The 13,079-nt window shown below is 65.6% G+C and carries 13 protein-coding genes; 7 read left to right on the forward strand and 6 right to left on the reverse strand.

Annotation, left to right across the window (positions count from 1 at the left end):
* Window positions 1-2: 2 nt before the first annotated feature.
* From SLQ33_RS22330 to SLQ33_RS22355, 6 genes are read right to left on the reverse strand one after another with little or no spacing between them, the layout of a single operon-like run.
* Entirely contained in the window at window positions 3-1,136 is a 1,134-nt protein-coding gene (locus tag SLQ33_RS22330) for an acyl-CoA dehydrogenase family protein (protein ID WP_319456064.1), read from the reverse strand.
* On the reverse strand, window positions 1,133-1,567 hold the full coding sequence (locus SLQ33_RS22335; protein ID WP_319456065.1) for a nuclear transport factor 2 family protein: 435 nt from the start codon (window positions 1,565-1,567) through the stop codon (window positions 1,133-1,135). Before SLQ33_RS22335 ends, SLQ33_RS22330 begins: the two co-directional genes overlap by 4 nt.
* The gene (locus SLQ33_RS22340) at window positions 1,548-2,771 is read right to left on the reverse strand and encodes a metal-dependent hydrolase family protein (RefSeq protein WP_319456066.1); all 1,224 of its coding nucleotides are present in this window, start codon (window positions 2,769-2,771) and stop codon (window positions 1,548-1,550) included. Before SLQ33_RS22340 ends, SLQ33_RS22335 begins: the two co-directional genes overlap by 20 nt.
* A 2-nt stretch (window positions 2,772-2,773) precedes the next feature.
* The gene (locus tag SLQ33_RS22345; RefSeq protein ID WP_319456067.1) at window positions 2,774-3,103 is read right to left on the reverse strand and encodes a hypothetical protein; all 330 of its coding nucleotides are present in this window, start codon (window positions 3,101-3,103) and stop codon (window positions 2,774-2,776) included.
* Window positions 3,096-4,421 carry an aromatic ring-hydroxylating dioxygenase subunit alpha gene (locus SLQ33_RS22350; protein WP_319456068.1) on the reverse strand — a complete coding sequence of 442 codons (1,326 nt, stop codon included), beginning with the start codon at window positions 4,419-4,421 and terminating at the stop codon, window positions 3,096-3,098. Before SLQ33_RS22350 ends, SLQ33_RS22345 begins: the two co-directional genes overlap by 8 nt.
* Before the next feature lie 2 nt (window positions 4,422-4,423).
* Window positions 4,424-4,951: a carboxymuconolactone decarboxylase family protein gene (locus SLQ33_RS22355; protein ID WP_319456069.1), complete on the reverse strand. Its 528-nt coding sequence runs from the start codon at window positions 4,949-4,951 to the stop codon at window positions 4,424-4,426.
* Between the two features lie 294 nt (window positions 4,952-5,245).
* On the opposite strand from SLQ33_RS22355, the gene SLQ33_RS22360 reads away from it, so the two are divergent.
* The 7 genes from SLQ33_RS22360 to SLQ33_RS22390 all read left to right on the forward strand — a co-directional run bounded on the left by SLQ33_RS22360 (window position 5,246) and on the right by SLQ33_RS22390 (window position 12,971).
* A complete protein-coding gene (locus SLQ33_RS22360; protein WP_319456070.1) occupies window positions 5,246-6,538 on the forward strand; it encodes an amidohydrolase family protein in 1,293 nt (430 codons plus the stop codon).
* 111 nt (window positions 6,539-6,649) lie between these two features.
* Window positions 6,650-7,816, forward strand: a complete 1,167-nt coding sequence (locus tag SLQ33_RS22365; RefSeq protein ID WP_319456245.1) for an acyl-CoA dehydrogenase family protein — start codon at window positions 6,650-6,652, stop codon at window positions 7,814-7,816.
* Window positions 7,816-8,619 carry an SDR family NAD(P)-dependent oxidoreductase gene (locus tag SLQ33_RS22370; RefSeq protein ID WP_319456071.1) on the forward strand — a complete coding sequence of 268 codons (804 nt, stop codon included), beginning with the start codon at window positions 7,816-7,818 and terminating at the stop codon, window positions 8,617-8,619. The genes SLQ33_RS22365 and SLQ33_RS22370 overlap by 1 nt, the downstream gene beginning before the upstream one ends.
* Window positions 8,616-9,842 (forward strand): CaiB/BaiF CoA-transferase family protein, encoded by a 1,227-nt coding sequence (locus tag SLQ33_RS22375; RefSeq protein WP_319456072.1) that lies wholly within the window; start codon window positions 8,616-8,618, stop codon window positions 9,840-9,842. Before SLQ33_RS22370 ends, SLQ33_RS22375 begins: the two co-directional genes overlap by 4 nt.
* Window positions 9,839-10,651, forward strand: coding sequence for an enoyl-CoA hydratase/isomerase family protein (locus tag SLQ33_RS22380; protein WP_319456073.1), 813 nt, complete (start codon window positions 9,839-9,841; stop codon window positions 10,649-10,651). The genes SLQ33_RS22375 and SLQ33_RS22380 overlap by 4 nt, the downstream gene beginning before the upstream one ends.
* Window positions 10,651-11,796, forward strand: a complete 1,146-nt coding sequence (locus SLQ33_RS22385; protein ID WP_319456074.1) for a thiolase family protein — start codon at window positions 10,651-10,653, stop codon at window positions 11,794-11,796. The genes SLQ33_RS22380 and SLQ33_RS22385 overlap by 1 nt, the downstream gene beginning before the upstream one ends.
* 26 nt (window positions 11,797-11,822) lie before the next feature.
* Entirely contained in the window at window positions 11,823-12,971 is a 1,149-nt protein-coding gene (locus tag SLQ33_RS22390) for an acyl-CoA dehydrogenase family protein (RefSeq protein ID WP_319456075.1), read from the forward strand.
* The last annotated feature ends 108 nt before the right edge of the window (window positions 12,972-13,079 follow it).

Raw genomic sequence — 13,079 nt, forward strand, 5'->3', positions numbered from 1 at the left:
CGTCACTCCTTCCCGAGGTCCAACAGGCGCCGCGCAATGATGTTGCGCTGCACTTCAGCCGTGCCGCCGTAGATCGTGGACGCGCGCGAATAGAGGAACTCGGTGCGCCAGGCGGTGTCGTCGAGTTCGATGGTTCCCGGCAGCAGGTCGCGTGCGGTGTCGTAGAGCTGCTGCTCGGCGCTCGCGAGCAAGACCTTGTCGATCGAGGTGTCCGCACCCAGCTTCTGACCGTCGGCCAATCGGAGTTGCGTGGCGCGCGATCGGCAACGCAGCGTGTGCAGAGCCAGATACGCCGCACCCATCTCAGAGTCCATCTCGTTGTGGCTGGCCTGGCCGGCGTCCCTGGCCTCGTTGACCAGCGCGTCGAATCGCGAGTACAGGTAGGCGATGCGCTGCCAGAAGCACGTCGAGCGTTCGTAGGGCAGCAGGTCCATCGCGAGTTGCCAACCGTCGCCGGGGTTTCCGAGCATGCGGTCGGCGGGCACGACGACGTCGTCGAAGTACACCTCGCAGAACTCGTCGACGCCGTGCATCGTGCGCAGCGGCCGCACGTCGATGCCAGGGCTGTCGATGTCGACGAAGAAGGCGGTGATGCCGGCATGGCCGGGCCCGGTCCTGGTGAGCAGAATGCACCGCGTCGCGTACTGGGCGAAGCTGGTCCACACCTTCTGGCCGTTGATGACCCATGTGTCGCCACGTTGTTCGGCGCGGGTGGTCAGCGACGCCAGGTCGCTGCCCGAGCCGGGCTCCGAGAAGCCCTGGCACCAGGTTTCCTTGCCGGACAACAACAGCGGCACCATTTCGGCGGCGAGTTCCGGGCGGGCGTAGTCGATCATCGTCGGGGTGAGCACCTCGAGCATCGAGTACGGTCCGGGGTCGTCGAGTCTGCGTCCGACGACCTCCTCGCCGACGATCGCACGCAGGATCATCGGTCCACCGAGCCCGCCCGCGGATTCCGGCCAGCCCCAACGCATCCAGCCCGCGTCGTAGAGCGCACCGAGTACGCGTGCGTGCTGCGCGTGATGCGCATCGAGCGAGTGGTCGTCGGCCGGCGGGGTCAGGTCGTGCTCGTCGAGCCACGCCACCAACTGCGACCGGAACTCTGCGACGGTCGGAACGTCGGTGAACGTGCTCATCCCGCTTCGGGCCTCCCGATCGCGTGCGGACGACCGGAGTCGTGGTCACCATTGCGCCGGATGAACGTCATCGCGCGCGTCTTCAGCCGCCAGCCGTCGGCGGTGCGGACGTAGGTGTCCTTGTAGTACCCGATGCGCATGTCGTGCTTGGAGTGCTCGACGAAGATCAGGGGTTGCGTGCCCGTCGCGCTGTCGGGATCGTCACCGCTGAGGTCGACGAGCGACGTGCCGGTCATGAACAGCCCGCTGGGCGCCGCCGCCACGAGCTCGGGGAAGCGGGCCAGGGTGTAGGTCGACCCGAACGCGCTGTACGTACCGTCCGGGGTGAACACCGTGACGAGTCCATCGACGTCGCCCTGGGTGATGGTGACCGCGTACTTCGCGAGGAGCTGCTGGATCTCGACGAGATCGTCAGTTCGTGTGGGTGTCATTCTTGAAGACCTTACCGCCCTTCATTACAAAGTTAACCCTCTGTGTAACGCTGATGTCCACCAGTGGATCGCCCGGCACCGCGATGACGTCCGCCACCTGCCCTACGTCCAATCGGCCGCGGTCGGTGACGTTGATGAGCTCGGCCGCCACGACGGTCGCCGAACGCAGCACCGCCGCCGGCGGCATGCCCCAGTCGACCAGCGTCACCAGTTCATCGGCGTTCTTGCCGTGCGGGATGGCGGGTGCATCGGTCCCGACGGCGATCTTCACGCCAGCCTCGTAGGCGGCCTTGATGGACGTCTTGGCCTTCGGGAACATCTCGGCGGCCTTGTCCTGCAACTCCTTCGGCGCGCGCGACACGTCCATCGCCTCGGCGAGTCGCCGGGTGGTGACCAGGAACCGATCATTGTCGACCAGCATCTGGATGGCCTCGTCGTCCATCAGGAAGCCGTGCTCGATGCAGTCGATGCCACACGCAACGGCGTGCTTGACGGCCTCGGCGCCATGCGTGTGCGCGGCCACCCGCAGCCCGCGCCGGTGCGCCTCGTCGACGATCGCCCGTAGCTCCTCGTCCGAATAGTGTTGTGCGCCAGCTTCTCCGGTCAGCGACATCACGCCACCCGAAACGCACACCTTGATCAGCTGTGCGCCATGTTTGATCTGGTAGCGCACCGCCTTGCGGATCTCGTCGACCCCATTGGCGATGCCCTCCTCGACCGTGAGCTCGAGGACGCCTGGCATGAAGGCGGCGAACATGGTGGGATCGAGATGTCCGCCGGTCGGCGTAATGGCATGGCCCGCAGGGACTATCCGCGGCCCTTCGATCCAGCCCGCGTCGATCGCCTTGCCCAGCGCGACGTCCAAGAGGTATCCACCGGTCTTGACGAACAGTCCGAGGTTGCGCACGGTCGTGAAGCCCGCGCGCAGCGTGCGGCGGGCGTTGCCCACGGCACGCAGCACCCTCGTCGGCGGATCGTCCTGCACCTGAGACAGGCCGGGGTTTTCCCCGCGCCCGCCCATGAGCAGGTTGACCTCCATGTCCATCAGGCCGGGCAGCAGGATCGAGTCGCCGAGATCGATGACCTCCCCTTCGGGCGAACCACCGATGCCGACGATCCGGTCGTCTTCGATCTTCAGAATTCCTGGCCGGACGATTTCGCCGGCGTCGACGTCGAGTAGACCCGCTGCTTTGAGGGTCAGCACTGTTAGACCACCGGCTCCTTGATGAGTTGGATGTAGGCGGCGCCGCTGTCGAGCACGCGGGGCTGCTTCCACACTTCGATCGGGAAGCTCACCATGACGATGGACTGGCCCAGATGCACCAGCGCCTTGGCGTCCTCCGGCATCCCCTCGAGCGGGAAACGGGCGTCCACGTAGACCATGATGTCCTCGAGCCGGGCCATGCCGGCGTCATACAGCTCCTGCATCTCCGCCATCGTAGAGTTCAGGCGCTTCGAGTAGCGCTCTTCCTCGGTGGCCAGGCACCAGTCGGCGAACGGCTCCAGGTCGGCGAATTCCTCGGGCAACTTAGACATGCGCGGCATCCTTCTCATCCGTGGCAGCGGCGTGCTTTCCGTTGGCAGACCCGTTGGCCTTGTACCGATCCACGTACTGGTGGGCGGTCATGTGCAGGTGGCGCAGCAGGATCTCCTGATCACACAGCGGGAAGTCCTTGACGACCCTGGTGCCGATCTGCGTCTGAGTCGCCTCCAACGTGTTGGCGTCCTGGAACGCGTACTCCTTGAACGTCACCGCGGCCAGTTCCTGCGACAGCCGCTCGCGCAGGTTCTTCGGCGGCACGAAGTACAGGTCGGCCTCGAAGATGTGCTTGTTCACCGCGGTGGGCCAGTAGTTGTAGGTGAGGTACCAGCCCGGCGCCCAGAACAGCAGCGTGAAGTTGGGGAAGAACTCGAAAGAGTCGGTGCCCCAGGTCTTGTGGCGGCCGGGGTTGATGGCTGGCGGGAGTTCGTCGGGCAGGATGCCCTTGATGTCCGGCCGGTCCCACGGTCCGAACAGCCCGCTGTGCAGGATCTGCTCGATGGGCTTGACCATGTTGATGTCCTTGGGCGGCGACATGCCGCCCCAGGACGACACCATGGAGTGGTCGCCCTTGATGTCGTAGGCCAGCGCCTCGAAGCCGAACTTGGCCAACTTCTCGGCCTCCTCCTTCTCTGCCTGCTTCATGTGCAGGATCGGCGCGTGATAGAACTCCGTGAACGCGTCGATGAACAGCTTCCAGTTGGCGTTGACCTCCGAGCGGTAGCTGTAGTGCTCGGTCATCTCGTGGTAGGGGTAGCCCTCGAGGCCCTTCCCGAAGTCGCCGAGGTACTCGCGCAGCGGCTCCGCGTCGTCATCGAAGTTGACGAAGATAAAGCCCTCCCACACCTCGCAGCGCACCGGTACCAACCCGTAGTCGGCCTTGTCGACGTCGAAGAACTCACCCTCCTGCTGGATGTAGGTCAGATCACCCTTGAGCGAGTAGCGCCACGCGTGGTACTTGCAGGTGAACTGCCGGCAGGTGCCCGACACCTCCTCGCCGGGGTAATCGGCCCACACCAGCTTGTTGCCGCGGTGGCGGCAGAAGTTGTAGAAGGAGCGAATCTGCTCACCGTCGTTGACGATGATGATCGACACCCCCGGTCCGACCGACGGCATCTCGCGCGTGACGTAGTTGCCCTTCTTGGGGATCAGCTCGACCCGCCCCATCTGGAGCCAGGTCTTCTTGAAGATCGCCTGCTGCTCGAGCAGCCACTGCTCGGGGTCGACCGAATCCGTGTAGTCGACTGGAGCGGTGCCGAGCTCGGGCCAGTGTTCGGTCCAGCTGCCCTCATCGGGTTTGGGGAAAAAGGCCACTTTCAGTTCTCCTTCTTGGGTTCTACGCCGAACGTATTGAGGGCCATCGCCAGCATGTGATAGCCGCCGATGGTGAAGACGAAGTCCATGAGCTCGCGCTTGTTCATGCGTTCGCCGAGCGCGGCCCAGGTTGCGTCTGAGATGCGGGTCTGCTCGACGAGCTCGTCCACCGCGGTGAGCACGACGCGGTCGAACTCGTCGGCGGCTTCGCCACGCTGAAGTGCGGCGATGTCGTCCTCGGACAGTCCCGCCTGCTTGCCGATCGCGGTGTGTTCGTTCCACTCGTACGCGCACGACGCGAGGTGGGCGACCCGCAGCACGGCCAGTTCGCGCAGCCGCGGCGACAGCGTGGATCGCGTCAGTAGATAGAAGCTGAAGCCGAGGTAGGACCGCGTCAGGTCGGGGTGGTTCACGAACGTCGCGATCGCGTTACCCGCAGCTGTCGGATTCCTACGTTCCTCGGGCATCAGCCGCAGCGCGCCGAGGACGGCGTCATCCCACTCTGCGGCGGGCAACGGGGCTACGCGCACGGCTTCCTCACTCTCGGAACGTCGGAGCCTCTCGGCTGTGAGAATCATATTCTCATATTCGACCAATAGATTTCCACTTCTTGCGCGAATCGTCAATGGAAGAGTCCTGATGAAGGCCGTGTTCGGGGCCTCGGTACCCGCTCGCCATGATCAAAGATGCTGGTTCAAGCGCCTTTGACTGGCTTCTGGACGTTGATTCTCGTAAGGTGAGAGGCTAGTTTCCCTAAGTAGAGAACATGGTCGGAACTAGGCTGGTTCCCAAGGGTGTCAAGAGTTGATACGAAAGGAACGTCTGTGAACAAGGACGACATGATTCTGGTCAGCGTCGATGACCACATCGTCGAACCGCCTGACATGTTCAAGAACCACCTGCCGAAGAAGTACCTGGACGACGCGCCGCGGCTGGTGCACAACCCGGATGGTTCGGACACCTGGCAGTTCCGCGACATCGTCATCCCGAACGTCGCGCTCAACGCCGTCGCGGGTCGGCCGAAGGAGGAGTACGGCATCGAGCCTCAGGGGCTCGACGAGATCCGCCCCGGGTGCTACAAGGTCGACGAGCGCGTCAAGGACATGAACGCGGGCGGCATTCTGGGTTCGATGTGCTTCCCGTCGTTCCCGGGTTTCGCGGGCCGGCTGTTCGCCACCGAGGACCACGAGTTCTCGCTTGCGTTGGTGCAGGCCTACAACGACTGGCACGTCGAGGAGTGGTGCGGGGCCTATCCGGCGCGCTTCATTCCGATGACGTTGCCGGTGATCTGGGACGCCGAGGCGTGTGCGACGGAGGTGCGGCGCAACGCCAAGCGGGGCGTGCACTCACTGACGTTCAGCGAGAACCCATCCGCGATGGGCTATCCGAGCTTCCACGACGACTACTGGACGCCGCTGTGGGAGGCGCTCGTCGACACCGACACCGTGCTGAACGTGCACATCGGGTCCTCGGGCCGGCTTGCCATTACCGCGCCGGATGCGCCGATGGACGTGATGATCACGTTGCAGCCGATGAACATCGTGCAGGCCGCGGCGGATCTGTTGTGGTCCAAGCCGATCAAGAAGTACAAGGATTTGAAGATCGGGCTGTCCGAGGGTGGCACCGGGTGGATCCCGTACTTCCTCGACCGCGCCGATCGCACCTACGAGATGCACTCCACGTGGACCGGTCAGGACTTCGGCAAGCAGAAGCCCAGCGAGGTGTTCCGGGATCACTTCCTGACCTGTTTCATCTCCGACCCGGTCGGGGTGGAGCTGCGCGACCAGATCGGGACCGACAACATCTGCTGGGAGGCGGACTACCCGCACAGCGACTCGATGTGGCCGGATGCGCCCGAGGAACTGGACGCGGTCCTCAAGAAGTACAACGTGCCGGACGCCGATATCAACAAGATGACTTACGAGAATGCGATGAGGTGGTACCACTTCGATCCGTTCAAGTACATCCCGAAGGAGCAGGCCACCATCGGTGCGCTGCGTAAGTCCGCCGAGGGTCATGACGTGTCGATCCAGGCCTTGAGCAAGCACGACCATGCCAAGGGTGACTTGTCTGCGTTCGTCGCGAGTGCCAAGGAACTCACGGGCAACAAGGACTGAACTAGCCCGAAGGCCGACAGTGCGCCGGTGCGGTGCGTCCGTCAACGCACCGGCGCATTCGGCTGTGTGTCAACGATTTTCGACGTGTAGGAGTGAGCAGTGTCCAGTGGGATGAGCTTCGAGCTGAGCGAGGATCAGGAACTGATCCGACAGTCCGTCGCTGAACTGGCGGGCAAGTTCGATGACCACTACTGGATGGAGCACGACCTCAACCACGAGTTCCCGCGGGAGTTCTACGACGCCATCGCCTCCGGCGGCTGGCTCGGGATGACCATCCCCGAGCAGTATGGAGGCCACGGGCTCGGCATCACGGAGGCGACGATCCTGGCCGAAGAGGTCGCGCGGTCGGGTGGCGGGATGAACGCCGCCAGCGCAATCCATCTGTCGATCTTCGGCATGCAGCCCGTGGTGGTGTACGGCTCCGACGAGATGAAGGCAGAGACTCTGCCCCGAATCGTCAACGGTGACCTGCACGTCTGCTTCGGCGTCACCGAACCCGGTGCGGGGCTTGATACGTCGCGGATCACTACGTTCGCCAAGCGGGATGGTGACCATTACGTGGTCAACGGGCGCAAGGTGTGGATCTCCAAAGCCCTTGAGTCCGAGAAGATCCTGCTGCTCACCCGCACCACGCCGTACGACGAGGTGACCAAGAAGACGGACGGGCTGTCGCTGTTCCTCACCGATCTCGACCGCGATCACGTCGATATCCGGCCGATCAAGAAGATGGGCCGCAACGCCGTCAGCTCCAACGAGTTGTTCATCGACGACCTGCGGGTGCCCGTCGAGCACCGAATCGGCGACGAGGGCAAGGGATTCAGCTACATCTTGCACGGCCTGAACCCGGAACGGATGCTCATCGCCGCCGAGGCGCTGGGCATCGGCCGGGTGGCGTTGGACCGGGCGGTGAAGTACGCCAACGAGCGCGTCGTGTTCGACCGGCCCATCGGCATGAACCAGGGCATTCAGTTCCCGCTGGCGGACTCGCTGGCCCGCTTGGACGCCGCCGAGCTCATCCTGCGCAAGGCCACCTGGCTCTACGACAACGGAAAGCCGTGTGGCCGGGAGGCCAACATGGCCAAGTACCTCTGTGCGGACGCCGGATTCGACGCCGCCGACCGTGCGCTGCAGACCCACGGCGGCATGGGCTACTCGGAGGAGTACAACATCTCCCGCTTCTTCCGCGAGTCACGCTTGATGAAGATCGCACCGGTGAGCCAGGAGATGATCCTGAACTTCTTGGGCTCACACGTGCTCGGACTCCCGAGGAGCTACTGATGAGCGACAGTCCCACCCCCCGAGTCGCTTCGCTCCAGCCCCGCCGGTATTTCGATCTGACCGGCCGTGCCGCGATGGTCACCGGCGCCGGCGCGGGCGGAGGCATCGGAGCCGCCGTCGCCTCTGCGCTCGCCCAGGCGGGCGCCGCAGTGCTCGTCACGGACATCGACGCCGCGGCGGCTTCCGCAGTGGCAGAACGCATCCGCACCGAGGGTGGCAAGGCTGACAGCTGCGTACTGGACGTCAGCGACCGTGCCGACGCCGAGGCTGCCGCCGCCCAAGCTGCCGGCCTCGGTGGGGGAGCACTGCACATCCTGGTCAACAACGCGGGCGTGACGGCGCCCGCCATGTTCCCGAAGCTGACGGACGAGACGTTCCGACTCACGTTCGACATCCACGTCATGGGCACCTTCCACTGCACGCAGGCCGCGTTGCCGCACATGCCGACCGATGGCACCGGCCGGATCATCAACGTGACGTCGGCGGCGGGGCTCACTGGAACGCTGGGGCAGGTCAACTACTCGGCCGCCAAGGCAGGACTGATCGGGTTCACCAAGTCGCTGGCACGCGAGCTCGCGTCCAAGAACATCATGGTGAATGCCCTTGCGCCGCTTGCCGCGACACCCATGACGGAGACCATCCGCACCAACGAGAAGTTCGCGGCGAACATGATGCAGCGAATTCCGTTGAAGCGGTGGGCCGGACCGGAAGAGGTCGCGGGCGCGTTCGTCTTCATGGCCTCCGATGCCGCCTCGTACATCACGGGCCAGGTACTGCCCGTCGACGGTGGAATGGTGATGTGACGGGCGGAGCCGCCGCACCGCTCGCCGGTATCACCGTCGTCGCCATGGAGCAGGCGGTGGCCGCTCCGATGTGCACCAGGGTGCTCGCCGACTTCGGGGCACGGGTGATCAAGGTGGAGAACCCCAAGGGCGGTGACTTCGCCCGCGACTACGACGACGTGGTCAACGGTCCCGGTGGCCTCGCGGCCCACTTCGTGTGGTGCAACCGTGGCAAGGAATCAGTCACCTTGAACACCAAGTCCCCGGCGGGCCTCGAACTACTGCACCGGCTGCTCGACCGGGCCGACGCGTTCGTGTCGAACCTCGCGCCCGGCTCCACGGCCCGCATGGGCATCGCTTCCGCAGACCTCGCCGAGCGCCACCCCAACGTCATCCCGGTCGAGATCGACGGGTACGGGCCTGGCGGCCCCATCTCGCACAAGCGTGCGTACGACCTTCTGGTGCAAGCGGAGTCGGGATCGTGTGCCATCACCGGATATCCGGGGATGCCTGCCAAGCCAGGGCCCGCGATGGCCGACTTCACCACCGGGCTGTACGCGGCGATCTCGATCCTGGCGCTGCTGTTCGCCAGGGGCGCCCGTCCCGTGGGGACCGCGGCACCGTCCGTCGAACTGAGCCTGTTCGACGTGATGACCGACGTCATGGGCTACGCGCTGACCTACACTCAGCACTCCGGCATCGATCAGCAGCCGCTTGGAGTCGGGTCTCCTGCGGTCGCGCCGTACGGTGCGTTCCCGACGCGCGACGGCCAGACCGTGGTGCTCGGCACCACCAACGACCGCGAGTGGCAACGGGTGGCAAGGGAGATCATCGATCGACCGGACCTGGCCGACGATCCCCGCTTCGCGACCAACCCCGACCGCTGCGCGCACCGTGACGAGCTTGACCAGGCGATCGGATCCTGGTGTGCCCAGCATGATCTCGCGGACATCCAGAAGACGGCCGACGCGGCAGGCATCGGCAACTCGCGCTACAACGTGCCAAGCGAGGTGGTGGTGCACCCGCAACTGACCGCCCGTGACCGGTGGCGCACCGTCAGCACGTCGGCGGGAGACATCCAGGCGTTGCGGCCGCCACCGGTGATCCGCGACTTCGAGCAGCCGATGGGCGCCGTGCCAGGCCTGGGTGAGCACACCGACGCCGTGCTTGGCGAATTGGGGCTCACCGCAGCCGAACTCGCCCGGTTGCGCGCCGACGGAGTGATCGGGCCGGCGTACACGTGAGCAATGAGCAGGTGTTGATCACGTCGGACCGCGACGGCGTACGCACGTTGACGCTCAACAGACCGGAGCGCAAGAACGCCCTCGACGCGCAGCTGTGGGTCGAGTTGGCCGACGCGTTGCGCGCCACCAAACGCGACCGCGACGTGCGCGCGCTGGTGCTCACCGGTGCGGGCGGCGCGTTCTGTTCTGGCGCCGACATCTCGGTGCCGGAGGACATCCATCCGCGCTACAAGCTGGAGCGGCTCACCGACGTCGCGTTGGCGCTGCACGAACTCGCCGTGCCGACCGTCGCGAAGGTCACCGGCATCGCCGTCGGCGCCGGATGGAATCTGGCCCTGGGCTGCGACCTGGTCGTGGCGACGCCCGAGTCGCGGTTCTGCCAAATCTTCAGCAAGCGTGGGCTGTCCGTCGACCTCGGTGGGTCGTGGCTGCTGCCCAAGCTCGTCGGACTGCAGCAGGCCAAGCGGCTGGTGCTGCTCGCCGACATGATCCACGCCGAGGAGGCGCACCAGCTCGGGCTCGTCACCTGGGTGAAGCCCGTCGACGAGATCGACGCGTTCGTCGACGACCTCGCGTCCCGGCTGGCGGCGGGTCCGCCCTTCGCGCTGGCCCAGAGCAAGGCGCTGCTGAACGACGGCGCCAACGCCACGCTGCGTGAAGCGCTGGCCAACGAAGCCCGGGCGCAGCCGGGTAACTTCGCGACGGCAGACTCGGGGGAGGCCTACGCGGCGTTCGCCGCGAAACGGGACGCGGAGTTCACTGGGGCTTGGGCAGTTCCCAGGGCCGAGCAAGGCAAGGAGCAGAAGTAATGCGGGAAACCGTCATCGTCGGAGCCGTGCGCACCCCGGTCGGAAAGCGCAACGGCGGATTGTCCGATCAGCATGCGGCCGACCTGTCGGCGCTCGTGCTCAACGAGCTCGTCGAACGCACCAACGTCGATCCCGACGTCATCGATGACGTGATCTGGGGTTGCGTCTCGCAGGTCGGTGACCAGTCGAGCAACATCGGCCGCTACTCGGTGCTCGCCGCAGGCTGGCCCGAGCACATCCCCGGAATCACGGTGAACCGGGCGTGCGGGTCGAGCCAGCAGGCGCTCGACTTCGCCGTGCAGGCCGTGATGTCCGGGCAGCAGGACATCGTGGTGGCCGGAGGCGTCGAGGTGATGAGCCGGGTGCCATTGGGCTCGGCGCGTTCGACGGGCCAGCCGTACGGACCCAAAGCCCTTGCCCGCTATGAGGGTTTCTCGTTCAACCAGGGCATCTCGGCGGAATTGATCGCGCAGAAGTGGAACTTCTCGCGCACGCGCGTCGACGAGTACTCCGCGCAGTCGCACGAGCGCGCGGCCGCCGCCCAGGACGCGGGTGCGTTCACCGAGCAGATCATGCCGGTCTTCGTCGATGGTGGCGTCATCACGGATGACGAGGGGATCCGCAGGGGGACCACCGTCGAGAAGTTGGCCGGGCTCAAGCCGGCATTCACCGAGGACGGCGTGATCCACGCGGGCAACTCGTCGCAGATCTCCGATGGCGCGGCGGCCCTGCTGGTGATGACCGCGGAGAACGCAGTGCAGCTTGGCTTGACCCCGCTTGTGCGGTATCGCGCGGGAGCGGTCACGGGCGCGGACCCGGTGCTGATGCTGACGGGGCCGATCCCCGCAACCGAGAAGGTGTTGCACAAGGCCGGCGTCGCGCTCGACGAGATCGGTGTGTTCGAGGTCAACGAGGCGTTCGCGCCGGTACCGCTGGCCTGGCTGGCGGAGACGGGGGCCGACGAGGCCAAGCTCAACCCGCTCGGGGGCGCCATCGCGCTGGGTCACCCGCTTGGCGCGTCCGGCGCCGTGTTGATGACGCGGATGATTCATCACATGCGGGACAACGGCATTCGCTATGGGCTGCAGACCATGTGCGAGGGCGGCGGCACGGCCAACGCCACGCTCGTCGAACTCATCGAATAGCGAATCGTAGAGAAGAAGGAGGCGCCGTGCGCCGCGACCTGTTCACCGAGGATCACGAGGCATTCCGCGAGTTGGCGCGGGACTTCGTCGAGAAGGAAGTGGTTCCGCACTATCCCGAGTGGGAGAAGGGCGGCCGCATGCCCCGCGAGGTGTTCGAGCAGATGGGCTCGCTCGGCATGCTCGGCATGGCCATCGGTGAGGAGTACGGCGGTGGCGGAGAGCCGGACTATCGCTTCAACGTCGTCATGCAGGAGGAGGCGGCGCGCGCGCTGGTCACGCTGTCGACGGTGCGGACGCAACTCGAGGTCATCCTGCCGTACTTCCTTCACTACGCGAACGCCGAGCAACGCAAGCGCTGGTTCCCGGGCCTGGCCGCGGGCACGCTGCTGACCGCGGTGGCGATGACGGAGCCGGGGACTGGTTCGGATCTGGCCGGCATGCGTACCACCGCGGTGCGCGATGGCGACGGCTGGATCGTCAACGGCGCCAAGACGTTCATCACCGGCGGCATGCAGGCCGACCTGGTGATCGTCGTCGCGCGCACGGCCACCGACCCCGACAATCGCCGAAAGGGATTGACGCTCTTGGTCGTCGAGGACGGCATGCCCGGCTTCACTCGCGGACGCGAACTGGACAAGATGGGCTGCAAGGTGCAGGACACCGCCGAGTTGTCGTTCGTCGACGTCCGGGTACCGGCGGCCAACGTGCTGGGCGAGGAGGGCGAGGCGTTCGGTTACCTCGGGCACAACCTCTCGCAGGAACGGCTGACCGTGGCGGTCGGGTCGGTGGCGCAGGCGCGTTCCGCCATCGCGGTGGCGATCGACTACACCAAGGACCGCAAGGCCTTTGGGCAAACCGTGGCGTCGTTCCAGAACACCAAGTTCGAACTCGCCGCCTGCTCGACGGACGTGGAGGCCGGCCAGGCGATGCTGGACCGCGCCATCATGCTGCACGTCGACGGCGAGCTGTCCGGGGCGGACGCCGCACGGGTCAAGCTGTTCTGCACCGAGATGCAGCAGCGGGTGGTGGACCGGTGCCTGCAACTGTTCGGCGGGTACGGCTACATGATGGAGTACCCGATCGCCCGGCTCTACACCGATGCCCGGGTGGCGCGCATCTACGCAGGCACCAGTGAGGTCATGAAGGTGATGATCGCGAAGTCGCTCGGTCTCTAGCTCCCCTCCTCCCGCGATTTCGGCGTGTTTACCGTCGCTGGGCGAGCGAATTCACGCCGAAATCGCCGTTGACCAGCGGACCTGACGGCCGTCAAGAACTTTGTTCAC

Source organism: Mycobacterium sp. RTGN6 (assembly GCF_033804605.1).
Lineage (GTDB): Bacteria > Actinomycetota > Actinomycetes > Mycobacteriales > Mycobacteriaceae > Mycobacterium.

Excerpts from the sequence above, each read along its gene's own strand:
- SLQ33_RS22385 (WP_319456074.1), top strand. The coding sequence starts at position 10,651 with ATGCGGGAAACCGTCATCGTCGGAGCCGTGCGCACCCCGGTCGGAAAG.
- SLQ33_RS22335 (WP_319456065.1), bottom strand. The coding sequence starts at position 1,567 with ATGACACCCACACGAACTGACGATCTCGTCGAGATCCAGCAGCTCCTC.
- SLQ33_RS22365 (WP_319456245.1), top strand. The coding sequence starts at position 6,650 with ATGAGCTTCGAGCTGAGCGAGGATCAGGAACTGATCCGACAGTCCGTC.
- SLQ33_RS22330 (WP_319456064.1), bottom strand. The coding sequence starts at position 1,136 with ATGAGCACGTTCACCGACGTTCCGACCGTCGCAGAGTTCCGGTCGCAG.
- SLQ33_RS22345 (WP_319456067.1), bottom strand. The coding sequence starts at position 3,103 with ATGTCTAAGTTGCCCGAGGAATTCGCCGACCTGGAGCCGTTCGCCGAC.
- SLQ33_RS22370 (WP_319456071.1), top strand. The coding sequence starts at position 7,816 with ATGAGCGACAGTCCCACCCCCCGAGTCGCTTCGCTCCAGCCCCGCCGG.